Annotated in this window: 18 protein-coding genes; 15 read left to right on the top strand and 3 right to left on the bottom strand. The window is 48.9% G+C overall.

Annotated features, from left to right (window positions below):
• Window positions 1–180: 180 nt before the first annotated feature.
• From argB to Pan54_RS14345, 8 genes are all read left to right on the top strand, one after another.
• A complete protein-coding gene (argB, locus tag Pan54_RS14380; RefSeq protein ID WP_390621949.1) occupies window positions 181–1092 on the top strand; it encodes an acetylglutamate kinase in 912 nt (303 codons plus the stop codon).
• A 166-nt stretch (window positions 1093–1258) separates the two neighbouring features.
• Entirely contained in the window at window positions 1259–1927 is a 669-nt protein-coding gene (locus Pan54_RS14375; protein WP_146504140.1) for a 3-keto-disaccharide hydrolase, read from the top strand.
• A gap of 238 nt (window positions 1928–2165) precedes the next feature.
• Window positions 2166–3059: a DUF58 domain-containing protein gene (locus Pan54_RS14370; protein ID WP_146504139.1), complete on the top strand. Its 894-nt coding sequence runs from the start codon at window positions 2166–2168 to the stop codon at window positions 3057–3059.
• Window positions 3060–3190: 131 nt separating this feature from the next.
• Window positions 3191–4105, top strand: a complete 915-nt coding sequence (locus Pan54_RS14365; protein WP_146504138.1) for a hypothetical protein — start codon at window positions 3191–3193, stop codon at window positions 4103–4105.
• 11 nt (window positions 4106–4116) lie between these two features.
• The gene (locus tag Pan54_RS14360) at window positions 4117–4863 is read left to right on the top strand and encodes a tetratricopeptide repeat protein (protein ID WP_165441778.1); all 747 of its coding nucleotides are present in this window, start codon (window positions 4117–4119) and stop codon (window positions 4861–4863) included.
• 208 nt (window positions 4864–5071) lie between these two features.
• Complete coding sequence (locus Pan54_RS14355; protein ID WP_146504136.1) at window positions 5072–6625, top strand: ATP-binding response regulator; 1554 nt, start codon at window positions 5072–5074, stop codon at window positions 6623–6625.
• A gap of 80 nt (window positions 6626–6705) precedes the next feature.
• The gene (gene purH / locus Pan54_RS14350; RefSeq protein ID WP_146504135.1) at window positions 6706–8283 is read left to right on the top strand and encodes a bifunctional phosphoribosylaminoimidazolecarboxamide formyltransferase/IMP cyclohydrolase; all 1578 of its coding nucleotides are present in this window, start codon (window positions 6706–6708) and stop codon (window positions 8281–8283) included.
• Between the two features lie 183 nt (window positions 8284–8466).
• Window positions 8467–8964, top strand: a complete 498-nt coding sequence (locus Pan54_RS14345) for a zf-TFIIB domain-containing protein (RefSeq protein ID WP_165441777.1) — start codon at window positions 8467–8469, stop codon at window positions 8962–8964.
• 60 nt (window positions 8965–9024) lie between these two features.
• On the opposite strand, the gene Pan54_RS14340 is transcribed toward Pan54_RS14345, so the two are convergent.
• Window positions 9025–10233, bottom strand: a complete 1209-nt coding sequence (locus Pan54_RS14340; RefSeq protein WP_146504133.1) for a hypothetical protein — start codon at window positions 10231–10233, stop codon at window positions 9025–9027.
• Window positions 10234–10680: 447 nt separating this feature from the next.
• Between Pan54_RS14340 and rpsT the strand changes: the two genes are divergently transcribed.
• The 3 genes from rpsT (at window position 10681) to lptB (ending at window position 12462) form a co-directional block, all read left to right on the top strand.
• Complete coding sequence (gene rpsT, locus Pan54_RS14335) at window positions 10681–10971, top strand: 30S ribosomal protein S20 (RefSeq protein WP_146504132.1); 291 nt, start codon at window positions 10681–10683, stop codon at window positions 10969–10971.
• Between the two features lie 175 nt (window positions 10972–11146).
• Complete coding sequence (locus Pan54_RS14330) at window positions 11147–11572, top strand: hypothetical protein (protein WP_146504131.1); 426 nt, start codon at window positions 11147–11149, stop codon at window positions 11570–11572.
• Window positions 11573–11676: 104 nt separating this feature from the next.
• The gene (gene lptB / locus Pan54_RS14325) at window positions 11677–12462 is read left to right on the top strand and encodes an LPS export ABC transporter ATP-binding protein (protein ID WP_146504130.1); all 786 of its coding nucleotides are present in this window, start codon (window positions 11677–11679) and stop codon (window positions 12460–12462) included.
• Between the two features lie 187 nt (window positions 12463–12649).
• Here lptB and Pan54_RS14320 read toward each other — a convergent pair whose 3' ends face one another.
• Together Pan54_RS14320 and Pan54_RS14315 are read right to left on the bottom strand one after the other, a co-directional pair.
• Window positions 12650–13948, bottom strand: coding sequence for a GAF domain-containing SpoIIE family protein phosphatase (locus Pan54_RS14320; protein WP_146504129.1), 1299 nt, complete (start codon window positions 13946–13948; stop codon window positions 12650–12652).
• 153 nt (window positions 13949–14101) lie between these two features.
• Entirely contained in the window at window positions 14102–15814 is a 1713-nt protein-coding gene (locus Pan54_RS14315; RefSeq protein WP_146504128.1) for an outer membrane protein assembly factor BamB family protein, read from the bottom strand.
• Between the two features lie 208 nt (window positions 15815–16022).
• Here Pan54_RS14315 and map point away from each other — a divergent pair, with 208 nt between their 5' ends.
• The 4 genes from map to Pan54_RS14295 all read left to right on the top strand — a co-directional run bounded on the left by map (window position 16023) and on the right by Pan54_RS14295 (window position 20664).
• The gene (gene map, locus Pan54_RS14310) at window positions 16023–16952 is read left to right on the top strand and encodes a type I methionyl aminopeptidase (RefSeq protein WP_146504127.1); all 930 of its coding nucleotides are present in this window, start codon (window positions 16023–16025) and stop codon (window positions 16950–16952) included.
• Window positions 16953–17021: 69 nt separating this feature from the next.
• Complete coding sequence (locus Pan54_RS14305; protein ID WP_146504126.1) at window positions 17022–17996, top strand: AAA family ATPase; 975 nt, start codon at window positions 17022–17024, stop codon at window positions 17994–17996.
• 365 nt (window positions 17997–18361) lie between these two features.
• Window positions 18362–19507: an iron-containing alcohol dehydrogenase gene (locus Pan54_RS14300; RefSeq protein WP_146504125.1), complete on the top strand. Its 1146-nt coding sequence runs from the start codon at window positions 18362–18364 to the stop codon at window positions 19505–19507.
• On the top strand, window positions 19492–20664 hold the full coding sequence (locus Pan54_RS14295) for a beta-alanine-activating enzyme beta-propeller domain-containing protein (protein WP_242631329.1): 1173 nt from the start codon (window positions 19492–19494) through the stop codon (window positions 20662–20664). The genes Pan54_RS14300 and Pan54_RS14295 overlap by 16 nt, the downstream gene beginning before the upstream one ends.
• Window positions 20665–20690 lie beyond the last annotated feature (26 nt).

Raw genomic sequence — 20690 nt, 5'->3', positions numbered from 1 at the left:
CAGGTATCGATCCTGAGTTCTCCTCTTCGCGAAATGGCTCAAATTGTTGTTATTTCGCTGGACTTGTTACAATGTCCTTCAGACGATGATCAAACTCTCATGTTTAACTGGGTAGTCTGCATCGACTTTGCGGCCTGTTTCAATTATTTCGGTAATCCTTCTCTCCAGATGTCTCTGCTAATGATCAATTTGCCTGAACAAACTCTCCCTTTAGGTCACGACGAAGCCGTTCGCAAAGCCAAAACTTTAATCGAAGCCCTCAGTTGGATCCGAGAATTCCGGGATCGTCACGTGGTGATCAAACTCGGTGGCAGTGCCCTGGAAGAAGAAGAGTCCGTTCGCAGCTTTCTGACCGATGTCATCTTCATGGAAACAGTCGGCATGCGACCGATCCTGGTGCATGGCGGCGGCAAGGCGATCAGTCAGGCAGTGAAAGAAGAAGGGATTACCCCGCAGTTTGTGCGTGGTCGTCGTTATACCGATGAACGAACTCTCGAAATCGCCGCTCGTGTTCTGGCGGGAGACATTTGTGAACAACTGGTCGGGGAAATTCAGAGCCAGGGTGGCCGGGCGATTGCGTTAAACCATCTGACACAATCAGTCCTGATCGGTGAAAAACTCCAAATGAAGGATGAAGAGGGGGAACCGATCGACCTCGGAGAAGTCGGACATGTCGTCGGCATCCATCGCGATGTCCTGCTCGCGACTTGCCGCAGCGATACCATTCCGGTTCTGCCATCGATCGCTCTCGACATAGACAATCGAAAACTGAACGTCAATGCCGACACTGCAGCCGCGGCTGTCGCGAAGTTCATTCATGCCGAAAAACTGATTTTCGTCAGCGATGTCCCCGGCATTTTCCTCGATCGAAATGATCCGACCACATTACAGTCCCACCTGAACGCGACTCGCTGTCGAGAACTGATTGCCAGCGGCGTGATCGATTCCGGAATGGTCCCTAAAGTCGAAGCGGCTCTGGAAGCATTGCAGGCGGGTGTCAAAAAAGTCCACTTGGTCGATGCCCGCATTCCGCATTCGCTGATGCTGGAGATTTATTCGAATCAGGGGATTGGGACTGAAATCGTTCTCTAAGATTGCCTGTCACATCCAGCAGCATTGATTTTTGGCGTTCACCCTGCGTATAACAGTTCTTTGATGTTCAAACTTCGAAGGCCGAAGACTGGTCTTTAATTTGTACTGAATTTGTGACAAGACGCCGTGAATTTCACAGTTAATAATTAACTCAGGAGCAACTTTGATGAAAACTGTTCGTATGATGACGCTGGCTATTGCAGCCGTCGCTTTAATTTCTGCACCAGTGATGGCTGGTGAGTGGGTTTCCTTATTTAACGGGAAAGATCTTGATGGGTGGATCCAGAAAAATGGGACTGCCACTTATAGTGTCGAAGACGGAACTATTGTGGGTGTCACCAGCGATGGCAGCCCGAATTCATTCCTCTGCTCAAAGAAAGACTATGGCAACTTCGAACTCGAATTCGAAGTGAAAGTTCACAACAGTCTGAATTCCGGCGTGCAGATTCGTTCACAGACCAAAGAAACCGACAAAAAAGATACCTTTGGCCGGGTCAATGGTCCCCAGGTTGAAATCGAAGCCAGTGGCAGCAACGGAGCCGAGGCTGGTTATATATATGGTGAAGCGACTGGTCGTGGCTGGTTGACACCTCAGGATCAACTCGTTCCTCACAAAAAAATGAAAGATGGCGAGTGGAATAAATTCCGCGTCGTCGCGAATGGCCCACACATCCAGACCTGGATCAATGGTGAAATGGTCTCCGATTTGACTGACGAAGCTATTTATGAAACTCACCCCAAAGGCTTCATCGGCCTGCAGGTCCACGGCATCAAAAAGGGTGACGGCCCGTTTGATGTTGCTTGGCGTAACATTCGTATCAAAACGATTGACTAATAATCTGATCTCAATTCTGGATGAAATCGGGTGACCCAGATAGCTTTGCTATCTGGGTGGACGAAGTCCACAAGAGGTCTTCCGTTTGATGATGATCTCTGCAGAAAACTTTTATTGTCATTATGATACAAGCACGAAGCGCAAGCGAGTGAGTCTAATGACACCTCAATCAAGTGACACACTCGCTTGCGCTTCGTGCTTGTCGTTTTCATGCTTTTATCATAAGTGATTCCGTCTCATGCCTGAATCGACTGCAGATCAATACGATGGCGATGTCCTGCATGATCCTTATGTGCAGCAGGCGTTGACTCGCTATCAGTTGGGTTTGCCACGCTTGCCGACTGCGGGACGGAGTGGGGAATTACTGGGGCGAGGCACCGGAAGTTCGCTTGAATTTCAGGAGTATCGAGAGTACCTGCCGGGTGATGACCTCAGGCATGTCGACTGGAATGCTTATGCCAGAACCGATGCACTGATGGTCCGTCTGTTCCGGGAGGAGATCAGCCCACGCACAGAAATTGTGATGGATGCATCGCTCTCGATGACGACACAGAATCATGTCAAGGAAAAAGTGTCGCTGCAGTTGACCAGTCTGTTTGCTCAGCTGACCAGCCGGCTCGGTGGGCAACCTTCCATTCGGGCTTTGAATTCTGCCCATCCCCCACTCAAACTCGATTTGAATTCGCTTTCGCGAACATCTCTTATCAATTTTGATGGGACGCAATCTCTATCTGAGTTAATGGCAGAGAACGCTCTTACATTCAAACCTCAGTCCGTGCGGATCATCATCAGCGATTTTTTGTTTCCTCACGATCCGGATCAGTTGCTGAAAAGACTTTCCTCTCGTGCCAGTTCCTTGTGGCTGATTCAAGTACTGGCTGACTGGGAACGCAATCCAAAGCCAATGAGCGGGCGCCGTTTGATCGACGTCGAAAACAATCATCATGCCGATATGGTCATTTCCGCGCAGGCAATCGCGACTTATAAACAACGCCTCAATCACCTGCGGGAAAGTCTCACCGTTGCCTGCCGTCGTGCACATGCATCCTTTGTGCAACTGACTGCGGAAAAGGGATTGGAATCTCTCTGTCGGGATGAGCTGGTGGAAGCAGAGATGCTGCGAGTGAATTGATATGGCCCTGTTGAATTGTTGAATGTAATGAGAAATTCACAATGTCCATTTCATTCGACAAAAGACTTCTTAGAATGAAGAGAATCAATTCTCAGTGACTCAGCAGCTAGTTTCTGGAGGAGACTCCATTCATGACCGCATCTCAACAACACAATGATTCTCAAGCAATTGAGACAATCATCCTACAGGATGAAAACGATCAGGCTGGATTGATTCAACAGATAGAGAACTGTTCCAGTGATCTATTAGGAATCACGAAATCATCGGAGATGACAAAACGGGATCTTCCAGCTGGAGAAGCCGATTGTCAGTGGTTGCCACAGGTCAGTAATTCCTTTGCGGATTTCGTGTATCATGAACTTGGCGGACAAATGGCCTCGGTCTGGTTGCCACTTGCTGATGAAGGTTTGATAATCGCGGCTCGTGATTCCTGGTTATCAGTGCTGAAGAAATGCGAATCCTGGCAAGAAGCTCTCGTGAAGCTGAGGTGGAAAGATGTTTCTCCTCTATCCTGTCTGGCAATCGACTGGTCGAATTCTCAAACATTCCTTCCTATCCTTGAGCCACAAGAAGATCGAATATCGAGTGAGGCAACAAGACAAGTATTACAGCAGGCAGATGGCTGGTTGCCGGCTTTTTTTAATCGGAAAAGTCCAGATTTTCAAGCCGTGCTGGCTGGGCTTTATCAGTGGTACGATGCCCTGCATATGTCACATGAATTCTCCCAATCAGTCCAATACACGGGCCGTCATAAAGCAGGTGATTACTGGCATGCGATTATGCATCGTCGAGAAGGGGATTATTCAAATTCGAAATACTGGTTCAGAAATGTCGGCTCTCATCCTTTATATCCGACTTTGAAAAAAGCAGCCGAGGATCTGGCTGAACACTCTGCACTCCAATTACCAGCCTGGTCGCCGGAACAATTTGTCGATTTGTGCAGTCGGTCGGAACCGGGGAGTGATCATGAGAAATATGCACGTCGTATTCAGGCTCTGGAAATGGTCTTGTTGATGCGTCATACTTTGGACGATGCAACTTTGTAACGGAAATGAATGTGTGGGGTTCTTTCTACAGCCTGAGTAGCCTCGCCTATATGGCGATTCTGATTTGGATGCTGATCGATTGTGTTCAACGGGAACAGGATCGAGGCATCTGGATCTGGGTGATGCTATTATTGCATCCGCTCGGGCTCATCGCTTACTTTTTTGCTCGTTATCTTCCTCGTCGAGATATGCGATGGTTACATCGCTGGATGGCTCGATTTCGGACGCGCGAACTGCGTCAGTTGGAAATCGCCTCACGACAAATTGGAAATGCGTATCACTGGATCCAACTGGGGGAGAAGCAAAAGGAGTTGCACAAGTACTCCGATGCGGTGAATTCTTTTCGAGAAGCACTCTCCAAAGAAAGTGATAACCTGCAGGCGAAATGGGGACTGGCGATCAGTCTGGAAAAAACGGGACAGCCGGAGGAAGCTCTCGATCAGGTGGAAGCGATCTTTCAGACGCAACCCGATTATAAATTTGGAGATGTGTCGCTGGCCCGCGGTCGATTGTTGATGGAACTCGAACAGTGGCAGAAAGCCGAATCTCACTTGCGGACCCATGTGGACCGCTGGCGGCAGCCGGAAGGTTTGTATCGATATGCGGTTTGTCTACATCACGACCATCAGGATCAGGAAGCTCGGGAACAGATACAGTCTCTGCTAATGGATATCGAGGCCAGTCCGACATCGATTGCCCGTCAACAACGAGGCTGGAAGAGAAAGGCTCAGTATTTGCGGCGACAGCTGTCAGGATAACGGCAATCTGGTTGATGAATTCTTAATGCTTAAGTTGTGCTTGTAGGACCAATCTGACTTGATATGATATCAGGCTCACTGACTTGTATGGAGTTAACACTGATTTGTTTGCGTTGTTCTGTTGAAACAGTCAATGGACTGCGTTGCAAGTATTGAAACACCAACTAAAAGAACATTCAGACTCAGGCCTGATTGCAAGGATGCGTGAATGGATTCCGTAACCAAAGAACGGATACTTCGATATAGTGTTGCAGTTTTTAGCACAATCATTGCAACGATCCTGCGTATGGAGCTAGATCCCTGGATTGGGGATCGTGTTCCTTTCGGGACCTATCTGCTGTCGGTTCTGCTAACCGCATCCATTGCTGGCACAGGTCCTGCCATTGCCAGTCTGTTTCTGGGTATTCTGGCAGCCACAATTTATATCCTGCCACAAACACAGGGAACCTACTTTGCCGCTCCAGGCGATTTGCTGGCTCTGGGGATTTATGCGATTGTTGGAGCCGCGACCATCTCGCTGTTTTACAGCACGACGCGTCAAAACCGGGTTCGTTGCAAACAACTCGAACAGATCGAAATTCTGACAGCTGAGTTGAAAATTGCCGATCGACGTAAAGATGAATTTCTGGCTCTGCTGGCCCATGAATTACGTAATCCACTCGCTCCCATTCGTAACGGATTGCTGTTGCTCCAGCAGGAAGAAATGGACATCAAAGAGCATAAATCCGTTGTGAAAACCATGTCGCGACAACTGACTCAACTCGTCAATATCGTTGATGACCTGCTTGATGTTTCTCGCTTTGTGCATGGCAAAATTCGTTTGGAATTAAAGCATATCGATCTGCGCGATCTGGTCGAATTCGCTTTGTGCCAGGCGAAAACGGCGATGGAAGAACGTCATCATCATGTTCAGATTTTACTGCCTGCTTCCAAGGTGATCGTCAATGGGGATCGGAATCGAATTACTCAGATTATTACGAATCTGCTGACCAATTCTGCAAAATATACCCCCCGTGAAGGTCGTATTCAGGTCATTCTAGAGAAGAATGCTGATGACGCCACAATTAAAGTGGTTGATAACGGCATCGGTATTTCGAAAGAGATGCAGCAACACATTTTCGAACTCTTCACCCGTTCGGATGTTGCCGTTCAGCGAGACCAGGGTGGCCTGGGTTTAGGATTGCCCATTGCACGTCAATTTGCCTTAATGCATGGAGGTCGCCTCAATGTTGTGAGCAATGGGACTGATCAAGGTAGCCGTTTTGAATTTTCAATTCCTTTGGTGAAGGAAGTGCAGGTCAAGGGGCTAAAGATTGAATCGGATTCGAGTTCAGGGCTCTTCCCTAAACTCCCTGCTCCCGAGGAGGCTCCTGTCGAATTTTACGATCAAAAAGTGCTGATCGTCGACGATAATGTCGATGCCGCCCAGACGATGTCCAGCTTATTGTCCTTCTACAATTTTGACACGGCCATTTGTCACGATGGATTTGAAGCCTTGCGGATGGCCGAAACACAACATCCAGGTATTATCCTGCTTGACATCGGCATGCCAGGAATGGACGGTTATGAATTGGCTCGGCGATTGCGACAGGAGTATGGTGAGACTCCATTAACCATGATCGCGGTTACAGGCTGGGGAGATGAGTCCGATAAGCAAAAATCACGGGAAGCTGGGATTGATCATCATCTCGTCAAACCTGTCGATCCCGATAAACTAACCGATTTAATGCGAAAAGCATCAACCGTCAGCAAGAATGCTTAACGGAGGGATGCGAAGCCGGTTTGATTTCTTTAAGATGGGGCTGAACTCAATTCTACCCCATTTTAGACACCGGATTTCCGATGAGCAGTCAAACCCAGCCGAAACGCGTTCTTGTCAGCGTGAGCGACAAAACCGACCTCTTGCCCTTTGTTCAAAAACTTGTGGAACTCGGTTTTGAAGTTGTCTCGACGGGCGGCACCCGCAAGCATCTGCAGGACGCTGGGGTCGCAGTGATCGACATTTCAGAATACACCGAATTTCCAGAAATCATGGATGGACGTGTCAAGACTCTCCACCCACGCGTTCATGGAGGATTGCTCGGGCGACCAGATCTCGAAAGCGATGCCGCCGCAATGAGCGAACACGGCATTCAACCGTTTCAGATGGTTGTCTGTAATCTCTATCCGTTTGAAGCCACTGTCGCCAAACCAGATGTGACCGTTGCAGAGGCTATCGAAAATATCGATATCGGCGGTCCGAGTATGATTCGCTCTGCCGCCAAGAATCATAAATATCTGGGCGTTGTGACTTCCCCTTCTCAGTACAAGCAGGTCACCCAAGCCTTGAAGGACGATGTTTTCGACGAGGAATTTCGGCGAAAGCTGGCGATGCAGGCGTTTGGTAAAACTGCTGCTTACGATGCTGCGATCAATTCCTACTTTCAGAATTTGCAGGATGAAGCCGGTGAGGATTTGCCGGAAATGCTGAACCTGTCTTTCCGACAGCAGGATTCGCTCCGTTATGGTGAGAATCCTCATCAGCGAGCCGCGTTTTATGTCGAGCCGAATGCAGAAGCCTCAACCATCGCGGCTGCGAAACAGCTCAATGGAAAAGAACTTTCCTTCAATAACCTGCTCGACCTGGATGCGGCCTGGGGACTGGTGACCGAATTCGAGGAACCAGCCGTATCGATTATGAAGCATAATAATCCGTGCGGCTGTGCAATTGCCCCTGTATTGAGTGATGCTTTTGCGAATGCTTATGCAGGTGATCCTGTTTCCGCATTTGGCTCGATTGTCGGAGTGAATCGGGAGGTCGATTTGGAAACCGCAGAGAAAATGTGTGAGCCGGGGCAGTTTATCGAGGCAATTATCGCTCCTGGATATTCTGAAGATGCCTTTGAATTACTGACCACGAAACCGAAATGGCGCAAGAATGTTCGACTTATGAGCTGCCAAATTCCGACACCTTCTCAGCGACAATTGCTCGATTATCGTCGCGTCGCTGGCGGATTATTGGTGCAGGATCGCGATACTCTTCCCGAGCAGGAAGGGGAATGGAATGTGGTGACTGATCGCGAGCCAACCGAGAAAGAACTGCGTGATTTGAAATTTGCCTGGTCGGTTTGCAAGCATGTGAAGTCGAACGCGATCGTCTTTGTTAAAGATGGCATGGTGACAGGTGTTGGTGCAGGTCAGATGAGTCGTCTCGATTCCGCAGAAATTGCTGCAAAAAAATCCGAAGATCGCTGCCTAGGTGGTGTGGTTGCCTCCGATGCATTCTTTCCGTTCCGCGATGGAATCGAACAAGCCGCTCAAGCAGGAATACTCGCCGCAATTCAACCCGGCGGTTCCCGCAACGACGAAGAGGTCATTGAAGCCGCCAACAAAGCCGGAATAGCGATGATCTTTACCGGCCGCCGTCATTTTCGTCATTAAGAAAAACGAGGTGATTGGGGTTGAAGGAAGTGAGCCTCCAGAATTTAACGATCTGGGGGCTTCGCTGCGCTACGACCCCAGCCACCCAACGCGACTTCTGACACTATGGATCTCCTCTCTATATTCTGAGCTATGCTTTATGGACGAATGTGTCCGATGATGTTTTCTCAGAGGAATGAGCGGATGAAATGCAAGTCATGTGGCGGCCCGGTCCGAGTTAATGATCATGCCGGTTATGAACTTTGTCAGCATTGTGGAACGAGAAATCGTTGGGAATCGATCGAATGTTCTCTAGAGGGACTTCAGGTTCTCGATTTGCCATTAGAGTCGAATTGTCCCCGTTGCCACGAGCAACTCTCCGCTGCGACGATCGATAAATTACCGGCCAGGCATTGCACAGGATGCGAGGGAACTCTGATTTCCACCGAAGATTTCGGATTCCTGATCCGTTCTCGTCGAGCCAGCTACAAAGGGCCTGAAGAGAAACCGATCCCCCTGAATCCGCAGGAACTCTCGGAACGCTGCGATTGCCCAGACTGTCAGCAAACAATGGAATGCCATCCCTATTTCGGTCCTGGAAATGTGGTGGTCGATTCCTGCGCAGGTTGTGGTTGGATCTGGCTGGATGGAGCCGAATTCAATCGACTCGTTTCCTCTCCAGGGCTGCGAGCGAGATATTAAGTCTGCGTGATTGCCAGTTCTTACGCGATTGGACAAACCCAGGCGAGCTGGTTTTCTGCTTTACTTTTGCGTAGCAGGTGGTGCCAGTGATTTTTCCAGCTGAAGATCGAATAGAGCGGTGACGGTTGGCTTGTTGTCGCTCGATTTTTCTTCTTGCTGAAGTTCTTCTGGTTCAATGGAGATTTTCTGGGATCCCGGCAGGGGCAGTACAATGGGAGCGTGATATTCATCGGCAGGGGCATCGTCAGGAGCAGCGGTATACACTTCGTGAGTTTGATCCTTCAAAACATGCGTTCCGCCGTGTCCACACCCCCGATTGATGTAACAGGCGATTTCTCGTCCCAATTCGGGATTGGAATAGTACATTGCCCAGGCATGACGAAAGCCGACTTCAAAAGTCAGATCGATTTCCTGAACCTTATTGGCATAAGGCCCAAGTTTTCTACGGTCAAACATGGTTGTCCCTGTCGTCGACAATGCTCGTCCATATTTCGGACCGACTAACGGATAGACAATTAATGCGACGTCTTTGCGGTTGACCAGAGTCAGCATGCATCGAACCTGTGATAGGGCTCGACCGAATTTCTCGTTAGGAGTAAGCCATTCGTGATTGATGGCAGCCGCGGCGAAGATCGCACGAATTGTTCGACAGCCTCCCGAGCAGGGGGGTTTGACACAATTCAAAACTGCTCCACCACCACGATAGTGCAGGCTGGAGGCAATCACGCGGGTTCCATGACTATGGCCCATCAGGCAAATGGAAGAGGTGGCAGGCAGGCAATCGATGAGATGTGCGAGATAGATTCCATTGTGGTCTGCTCGAAAACCATTGTGAACCACACTCAGGCTCGGTAATAAAGTATCGATATCATCGCTGGGCCAGATGAAGAAAATCATGTTCAGCGGGTTGCATCGATTGGAATTTCGCAACCAGCTGTAGGTAAAACGAGCTTCGTTGAGAGCGTGATCGATGTTCACAAAACTTCCGTGCACGAACATGCAAGTTGGTGCGGTCGGGTTGAGGGAAGCCTGCATTTCACTCATCGAACCCGGACGCATCGGCCCGTTGACGGGTTTAAAGTAGCAACGGTAATTGAATGATTTTGGACAGACACCGGGAGTTTGAGGCATCGCATATGTGCTTACGACCCAATAACCTTCGCCATTCGAGCAGTTCTTGCATGCCTGAGCGAATAAGTCAGTCGCTGGCAGACTGCAGAGCAGGATTGCCAGAATGCGAATTGAAATACGCTCTAGAAGTTGAATCACGTGACTGGACTTTCTGCAAACCACCAGCAGACAATGAAAAATGGTGACCGATCAGATCAAATTTGACATTGCCCGGAAAATGATGATCGAATTCCGCTGACGAATGCGCATAGTGAGAGCGGACTGATCTCTCTAATCCACCATTTTATCGGCTATTCGTCAAACAGAATGCGGTAGGAATGGTCTAACATTGCAAGAAACAGGCCAGTTGTTCCAATTCGGCAATATTATGACAATATTTCAATGAATTCGGTCCTCCCGACTGAGAAAACTTTATCAATAAACGTTATTTTTCGTGCTTTGAAGTCAATTTAACGGGATTGCCCTGCATTCTCCGTCGTTAGATTTGAACTTTGAGTCGAGTATCGCTAAAATCACCGATCCATTTGGAACAGAGTTATTGAAACATTGGTTACGAGCTCGTAACGTATTTCGTGGAAACAGTTTATGCCGAATTCAGTCAATGCCAAAAAGGCCCTTCGTCAAAGTCAGAAGCGTCGTCTGCACAATCGTGCTCAGCGCTCTACTCTTCGTACGACTATTAAAAAAGTTCGTACTTTGGTTGAAGAAGGTAAAGTGGAAGATGCTCAGGCCGCATTTAAAGTCGCTACAAAAAAACTTGATCAAGCCGCTGCCAAGCACCTGATTCACCGCAATGCCGCTGCTCGCACAAAAAGTCGTTTGTCAAAAGTGCTCAAAGACGCGGGAGCGAAAGTCGCTTCAGGACAAAGTTCGTAACGTCAAGCCTCACAAAGAGGTTTTGTCTGAATGAAACATGAAAAGCCTGTCCAACTGGACGGGCTTTTTGCATTATTGTCACTGAAGTCTGTAAGATTGTTAATCCTGATGGACAGAGAATTCGTTAATTTGAATTCATGAAGCTTTCAGTTGATACACTTTTACAGGAGATGGAATGTCAAACCGCGCTTCCATAAACGAGCGTATCGTTGCTGGCATTATTGGAGCAACGTTTGGTGGAATTGGCTTGACCGTTCTGATTTCCATGTGGGCGATGCCATTTCACAGTTTTCATTCCCCACCTCTTTTCTTTCGCTTTTTTGCCTCATTTATCGCCCTTCCATTCGTGGCTTTGGGTGGCGCGGGATTGTTTACTCTGTTCACAGGCATTTCAACTGCCCCCAAAAGTTCAGTTGAGAAAATGCAAAATTCCATGCAAACAATGATGTCAAAGCATGTGAAAACTACCAGAACTGGTTCCTTGCGGCAGGTTTGCCCAAACTGTGGTGCTCCACGGGGTGAAGTGGAAGTTTCGCCTTCGGGCGATGTGAAGTGTCCGCATTGTAAAGCCTGGTTTAATGTGTTTGAGGAATCTCAGTGAATGAAATCAGGCTATCTACTGATCTGATCTTTCTGATTGCACGGGATTCGTGATAGACTACCATTCAGAAAATGCCACTGCAGAGAAAGTCAGGGAGGGCAAGGATGCCACTGCTGGAATGTATTGATCTGGTGAAGGACTACCCGGGCGGAAAACGAGCCGTCGACGGAGTCAGTTTTGATATCGAACGGGGCGAAATCGTCGGACTGCTTGGTCCGAATGGAGCCGGGAAATCGACCACGTTCAAAATGACCTGTGGTCTGGTCACACCAACCGAAGGCAAGGTTCTGCTCAATGGGAAAGATGTCACCCGCTGGCCGATGTATAAGCGAGCCCGACAGGGAATGGGCTATCTGCCGCAGGATGAGTCAGTCTTCGGAAAACTTTCGGTGGCCGATAATATCCGGGCCATTCTGGAATTCATGCCGCTCAGTTATCGCGAGAGAAAACATCGAACCGATGACCTGCTTGATCAGTTTGGTTTGCTCGACAAGAAAAAGCAGATCGCAGGCACCCTGTCCGGTGGAGAACGCCGCCGTCTGGAAATCGCCCGTTGTCTGGCCAGCGATCCTGAATTGATTCTACTTGATGAACCATTCACGGGGATCGATCCGGTTACCATTAATGGTATTCAGGATATCATTTACGATCTGCGGGATCGCGGCATTTCTATCTTGCTAACTGATCACCGGGAACGTGAAACGCTCACGATTACCGATCGCAGCAACGTCATTTGTGCAGGCCGGGTGCTCGTTTCGGGAGATGCCGAAACAGTGCTCCGCGATGAATTGGCTCAGCGGCTGTACTTCGGCAGCCGATTTGATGCCGATTCGATCATCGAAGAGAAGGGTAACTTCCGGGTTAAAATGCCGGAAAAAGATGCCGCTTGATAGTTGGCGGCAGGACTAGGCCATTTTCAAATGGTTTCTGCAGTCGCATGGACATCAAATGTCCTAAAAACACTGTGTTTGCTCCTACTGAAAGCTGCAGGTAATTATTGAATATGCTCTAGAAATAAAAAAATCTGGGGGCTTCGCTACGTTTCGCCCCCAGCCACCCTGTTCAAGAAATGGGGAATCAACGAACCTTCATCACTACCAGAGTACAGTCATCAGTCTGACTGGTTGTGCCGGTGAATTCCTGGAGTTGTTTGACGACCGCATCGACAATAGTTGTCGAATTCAAATCGCATCGGCCGACGATTGCTCCCAGACGGTCCATACCGAACTGAGTGTCATCGGTGCCGAAGGCTTCTATGATTCCATCGGTGTAAAGTACAACTCGATCACCGGAAGAGAGTTTTACGGTTGCGTCATCGTAAGTGATCTCTGTACTGATCCCCAGCGGAATTCGGCCTGCTCGATTGAGTGTGGAAACTGGTGATGCTCCACAACGTCGATGAATTGGCGGGTTGTGGCCAGCTGAGGCGTATGCCAGTGATTTATCCTGCGGATTGTAAATGGCGTAAAAGGCAGTCACGAAAATGCCACTTCTGGTCGTAAAATTCTGGCAGAGATGCTTGTTGATATGTGTCATAAACTGACTGGGCAACTCCTGCGACCCGGTATAGGTATGAGCGATCGTGTGCATAATCGCCATCACGACCGCTGCCGGTGTACCGTGACCACTCACATCGGCAATGAAGATTCCGAGCCGACCATCTTGGAGCGGGAAGAAATCGTAATAGTCTCCACCTGCTCTTGCAGATGGTTCATAATAGGTGGCCAGTTCAAGATTCGGGATTTCTGGCAAAGTCTCCGGCAGCAGATCGCGCTGAATTTGGCCAACGGTTTTCAGTTCCCGATCAACTTCCTGATAGGCACTCTCCAGTTCGCGAGCCTTAATGAGGTTCTGGACAGCCTTGCCAAACAGATTTCCCAGCCACACCAGTGCGGAAAGATCTTCCTCTTGAAACCCACTGCCTTCTTCTTTCAATCCGACAATCATTTGAGTGGCATCCCCTTTGTCGAACAAAGGGATAACGCGGAGTGAGTTCATATTCCCAATGAGATCGCGTTCGCTTTCATTGAGTTCATCAGTCAGATTATTGATAATCGTTGGTTCGCCGTTGAGACACAGGTTTTTCAGCAGACCGTCGCCCAGAGGCTGAAAACTGTCCAAATCTCCCCATGGGAGAACTGGTTTGTCCCAGTTGCCCATGCTGGCATAAAGAACCTCATCCGAATTCATATCCGGCCGAGCCAGTGCGATGACTCGGTCGACCGGATAAAACTGTCGAATTCGCTGGACGTATTCCCGAACAATATCAGCTGGATCGGAATACTTGCTGATTTCCCGCATCATATCGGTCACATCTTCCAGACGGGAAGCAGACAGAGTCGCGGAGAAGGGGAGTGTGTTTTCTTCAATTGGCATTACGAAATCCCATTTATTGTGAGCAGTTTACTTTCCTTTTCCTGGGGGGAGAAGGTGGCCGAAGGCCGGATGAGGGGAAGACTTCGACGTTCTTTTTGAATAAACCTCGATTTCTCCCTCACCCTAACCCTCTCCCTGAGGGAGAGGGGACTGTTAATTTCCTTCTGGAGTTACTCGTCTTAAATCAAAGGCTGCCATCTGACGATGATCGCGTACATAGACGATGCCGTCGGCTAATGCCTGAGGGTTCCAGACTTTACTGGAGTCAGGCAGGACCATCATTGAAGTGAGCTCGCGGAACTCGGTTGGGTTCGGTTCAATCAGATGCAGATTGCCGTCCTCGGCCATGACAACAATTGTACCGTCGGCATAGACAAGTTGACCGTGTCCGAAGCGGCCGGCTTTCCATTGTTTCTTGCCGGTCAACGGCTCGATGCACATCATGATGCCTTCATCGAGTCCGTAAATGTAACCTTCCCGGTAAATGACACTGGTAAATTTACTGCGGAGAGTGCGTTCTTCGTGCCAGACCTTTTCGACGGTCCATGAGTTCTTCTCAATTCCTTCAGCGTTGGTATCAACTGACTTCTGCACATCGACCACTGCACTTCCCATCGCGTAGCTGGCAGAAATGAAAATGTGATGTCCATCATCGAGCAGGACCGGCTGAGCCGAGTTCACGCCAGCTACGTTTTCAAAGGGGTAGTGCCAGAGGGTTTCTCCGGTTTCGATATTGCAGGAACGCAAACCTTTGCCCTCAAATATAATTAATTGCTCGACATCGTGAATGTTCATCATGATGGGAGAACTATAACCACAATGATTGGTTTTATTATCCTCGGTATATTTGGATAAACCTGCCGCCTGCCAGATCGTTTTTCCTGTTTCGGGATCGAGGGCAATTAAGCCGTCCCCATCAGGTCCACCTGGGTTGAAGATGATATGATTTTCCAGAACGAGTGGACTGGATGATTGTCCCCAGATGACATTCGGGATATTGAGATCGTCGAGCAGATTACGCGACCAGATCACTTTTCCAGTGAAAAAATCAAGACACAGGGCTTCTCCTGCAGCTCCGGCGATAAACACACGTCCTTCGGAAATTGTTGGTGTTGTACGCGGCCCCAGTCCTCCCATCGCTTCGTAAAATCGAGCAGGGTAGGAGTGAATCCACTTGAGTTGACCGGTGGTCGCGTTGTAGCAGGTCACCGCTTCCTGATTTTCTCGTTGTTCGAGAGTAATCACAGAATTGCCAACAACAGCCATCGAGGCATAACCTGCGCCGACATCGGTTCTCCAGAGTTCTTGCGGAGGATTCGCCTGCCAGTCTTTGTTTAAGGGAGGACTGACAAGGATGCCATCAAAATTTCTTCCACGATAGGCGGGGAAATTTGTGGGGGATTCTTCATAAACTCCGACTTCTTCCTGAACAGGACTCGCATGAGCCTGCTGGAGTATTGGAGGCGGTTCCCAGCGATAGACGAAATTCATTTTCATATCGCCGTCGAATTCGACTCTACGTATGGAAGCCGCCCAGCCGAAACCTATCAGAAGCAAGGGGATCATAATTGTCAAAACGGTTCGTCGTGAAAAAAATGAGAGGAAACTGAACCAGAATGCGAGTATCAATCCTAGAAGTGAAGACATGGAGAACGAGATCAGGTTCACCAGGGCATCGCCCTGAATGGGATCGTAGATGAATTGAGCCCAGACCAACCCCAAACCGAGCAGGACAGTGGCAAAAATCGGTAAGAACGAAGAGCGATACCACTTCCGCTTTTGTGATACTTGAGCTTTCGACTCGGAATCCGTGTTTGCAATGGATTCAGGAGGATACGATGATTGTTGATCAGGGATTTCGTTCATGCATGGAGTTCACAATAAGAAATGGGTTGTTTTGATTCATATTAGACAGCTGATTGTACCCCGGAAACCCCATTTGCGTTGTGCAAGAGTGAGAACCTCTCGAATTTTTCATCGCATCAATAAGATCTGATGGCTATCAGTAGTTCACAAAATCTGCTAAACGTGCCTCATGTTGGTCGGAACCGATTGGTCATGAATAAAATGTGTCATGTGGCCATATTTTCCATTCGACTTGAAACTGCAGAATAATCAGGGAGAATACATTTTTGATCTCTGGCACATTCATCATTCCATAGGAACCGCTGTTGTGAAATTAAGTCATCTGCGAGAAGCGGTTCTGCCTCGATATCGGCGGAAATATCCCATCTATGGGCCAGTCGAGGCAGAAAAACTGAGGATCGCATCGCGATTTAATGCCGAGTTGATGGATGTAATTCGCCCCTTTGTTCAACCGGGAATACGGACATCGGAGCTCAATGAAATCGCTCATCGTTACACCGTGGAACATGGGCATCAGCCGGCCTGCCTGGGCTACCGAGGATATCCCAAAACGATTTGCACAAGCGTGAACGACGTTGTCTGTCACGGTATTCCTGATGAGACCGTTCTCAAAGAAGGAGATATCATCAATGTCGACATGACAACGATTGTCGATGGCTGGTATGGGGATCAGTCGGAAACATTTTTAGTAGGACAGGTGAGCGACGAAGCACGTGCGGTCACCCAGGTTGCTTTTGATTCTTTGTTTGTGGGCATTCGAGCTATCAAACCTTATGGCATGGTTTACGATATCGCCAAAGCGATTACTCGCTATGCACAGGGGCGTGGATATGGTGTCGTCAGGAATTATCAGGGACATGGGATCGGCCAGAAGTTTCATCAGGAACCGGGCATTCCCCATTTCCCACATGAATCGACAAAGAAAAGTATCATTGTTCCAGGCTGCTGTTTTACGATCGAGCCAATGATCAATACTGGTCAACCAGAAACGATTGTCGAAAGTGATGGCTGGACGGTGCGAACGAAAGATCATTCGTTGTCGGCTCAATTTGAACATCAGATTCTGATGACCGAAGAAGGACCGGAAATTTTGACACTGACGAAAAATGGTCCCCAGGAGGGACATCGTTTTGTGTAGTGCACTGTTTGCTTCCGATTTGAGATAAATCCAATAAGCTGCCAGGCAGCGTTAGAACTAAAAGTCATTATGATTGAACATGTTGAAGTTGGAGGAGTCACCTTACACCTTTCTCAGCCGGATACGACGGAAAGTCCGTGGATTGGACAGGGAGAAGTTCTCAAGCAAATTCTTGCCTGCTGGCTTGTGGTCGACAAGCTGGACCAGCCTTTAGCACCACGTCTTGTGGGAACGCCAGGAATAGGAAAAACGACATTGGCGATGGCGGCGGCCCGGGAGCGTCAGCAGTCCGTTTACATTTATCAATGCACGTCGGATACCCGGCCTGAAGATTTGCTCGTCACTCCAGTACTGGGTGAAAAAGGGACCATTCAGTATCATGCCTCGCAACTGGTCACGGCGATGCTGACGGGGGGGATTTGTGTGCTCGACGAAGGGAACCGCATGAACGAGAAGTCGTGGGCTTCGCTGGCACCGCTGCTCGATCATCGTCGGTATGTCGAGTCGATTGTAGCCGGAATTACAATCGAGGCTCATGCCGATTTCCGCTGTGCAGTCACCATGAACGATGATGAATCAACCTTTGAAATACCGGACTACATTTTAAGTCGTCTGCAGCCGACGTTACAGCTGTCGTATCCAAATCGAGATGATGAGATGGCGATTCTCAAATATCATCTTCCGTTTGCCGATGACGAACTCCTCGATCTGACGGTTGAGTTCTTGCAAAAATCCCATCAACTCAAACTCGATTTCTCCACCCGCGATGGATTGAATCTGTTGCGATATGCTCTCAAGCGAATTGCTCAGGATCCGAAACACCCGCTGGCAAAAGAGGTCGCCTGGAGAGAATCGCTGGAACGCTGCCTGGGAGATGATGCCCACGATTTGCAATCGCTGGCCGATAAAAAGAATCAGGCTCTCGGGGGAAGTTCACTGCCAATGGGACTGGGCGATTTCTTTTTTGATCCTAACGATCCCCTGCATCCCGATTACGACGATGAAGAAGATGATGATGACTATGAGGAAGATGACGAAGACTAAGAACGCCGAGCATTAGCGTTTGAGTTTTCGTTGTTCCAAAGAGGCACCTTGTGAACTGCTTGAAAATCATCTGGCCAGGCACGCAATAGTGTGCATTTGCTTCCTTCTTGTCGTATTATTGGGTCCAAGTTCGTATGGAATTGCGTGGGAATCGCTTTTACGGTTTGCCCTGACTCGGTTTGCCCGTAAAATAATGAAAAGTCTGAATCTGACAGGTGCTTGCCAAGACGAGCAATTTAACCATCAAAGAGGACTTAGAGGACACTTCAGCGCGTCATGTGAATCTTCCCCCGAACTTTCCTCCATCTGCCTGCCTGAATATCGTGACAACATCTGCACCAACATCGTTTTCAACCGAATTGCCCATGGCATTCGATTTTTCGTTTCCGACACGCGTGGTTTTTGGCTCGGGATCTTTGAATCAGCTGGGGGGACTTGTCCGGGATTATCAGGGCTCTCATGTATTTTTGATTACAGATCAGGGATTGGCTGCAGCGGGGCATGAACAACGGGCACTGGAATCCCTGAAAGAAGCCGGTATTTCCTGGACGCTTTTCGATGGAGTCACGCCAAACCCCACCACAGAGGATGTTCAGCGAGCGATCGAATCGATCAATGGTCAGACGATTGATTTTATTGTTGGACTCGGCGGTGGAAGCAGTATGGATTGCGCCAAGGGAGTCAATTTCCTGCTGACAAACGGCGGTCGGATGGAAGATTATTGGGGTGTGGGCAAAGCAACCAGGCCAATGCTTCCCTTCATTGCCATTCCAACAACAGCGGGAACGGGAAGTGAAGCTCAATCCTTCGCATTGATCGCCAATCCTGAGACACATATGAAAATGGCTTGCGGCGACAAAAAAGCAGCAGCCAGAGTTGCGATACTCGATCCCGACCTCACTTTGACGATGCCCAAGAAAGTCGCTGCGGTGACCGCTGTCGATGCGCTGAGTCATGCGGTGGAAACCTATGTCACCAAAAAGCGAACATTCGTTTCCCGGATGTTTTCGCTGGAAGGCTGGAAATTATTGACGCAAGCTTTTCCAGTGATGTTCAAGAATTCCGCAGATTTGCAGGCTCGGGAGCAAATGTTACTGGGAGCCCACTGGGCTGGAGCAGCGATTGAACAATCGATGCTCGGAGCGGCTCACGCATTGGCGAATCCTTTGACTGCTCATTTCAATACCATTCACGGAATTGCTGTTGGTGTCATGCTTCCTCATGTGATTCGCTTCAATGCAGAAGTCGTCCCTCAGTTATATGGGGAGCTGGCCGAAGCGATTGGCCTGTGTGCCGAAGATGATCCTGAAGCGGGAGAACGCGTTGCCGAATATGTGCGGCATCTGGTTGAACTGACTGGATTGCCTGTCACCTTGAAAGATGCAGGAGTCGAACGGAGCAAGATCGCTGTGATGGCTCCTGAAGCCGCAAAGCAATGGACCGGAACATTTAATCCTCGCCCCGTCGATGCCGAGAATTTACAGGAGTTGTACGAATGCGCGTGGAACTGAAATCACTGTTAAGATTCACCTGTATGGTGATTGTGACTTTAATGTTTTCCCATTTGTCTTTGGCACAATCCCCCGATCAAACGGGAGACTGGGCCAGTTTTCGTAATGGGAACTCTCTGCACGGAGTCGCCACTTCTTCATTACCCGATAAGCTTACACAACTTTGGACCTACGATTCCAAAGATGGCATCCCGGGGACTCCTGCCATTGTCGATGGACATGTTTATTGCGGATTGCTCGATGGTTATGTCGTTTGCCTGAAACTGAAAACTGGCGAAGATGTCTGGAAGTATCGTTCGATTGAAGATGTCGATCCGAAGTCGTTTGCTCCTGGTTTCAAAGCGGCTCCTCTGGTGACTGAGTCAAGCGTTTTTATTGGCGATGAAGAAGGCATCTTTCATTGTCTGGATCGCAAAACCGGCAAGAAGAAATGGACTCATGAAACGTTTGGCGAAATCGTCAGCTCGGCTTCCATTATCGATGACCGCATCATTTTTGGATCTTACGATAACTCTCTGTATTGTCTTAAAGCGGAGACGGGCGAGGAACTCTGGAAGTTTGAAACCGAAGGGTATGTGAACTGCACCCCGGCTATCATCAACGGCTTTACGTTCGTAACAGGTTGCGACGAACAGCTGCGTGTGATTGATGTGGTCACCGGCGAGCAGGTGAAAATTATGCCGCTCAATACCTATTTAATTGCCTCACCCGCCATCATGGGCGACACGTTATACGTTGGCACGTATGCCAGCGAAGTGATTGCAGTCAACTGGAAAAACCTGACAACCGAATGGGCGTATCGAGCAGCGGTGGGCGAATTCCCGTATCACTCCTCAGCGGCACTCACGAAAGAACTCGTGGTTGTCGGCGGGCGCGACAAGGTTGTGCATGCCATCAATCGATTAAATGGGGAAGAAGTCTGGACATTTGCAACACGCGGAAAAGTCGACAGCTCACCGGTAGTTGTTGGAGAGCGGGTTTTTGTCGGTAGTGATGATGGTTACATTTATGGACTGGAGTTGAATACAGGAAAAGAACTCTGGAAAGAACGCATCGGCCGAAAAGTTCCAGGCTCCCCAGCTGTCGGGGAACAGGTTCTGGTGATTGGTTCAGCAGAAACCAATGGTAAATTATTTGCCTTCGGACAAGCTCCATAGGATGAATTCATCAGATTGAAGGTCAG

The organism is Rubinisphaera italica, assembly GCF_007859715.1.
Classification (GTDB): Bacteria; Planctomycetota; Planctomycetia; order Planctomycetales; family Planctomycetaceae; genus Rubinisphaera; species Rubinisphaera italica.
The sequence above is the reverse complement of the archived record's forward strand: the minus strand, read 5'-3'. Positions and strand labels throughout refer to the sequence as shown.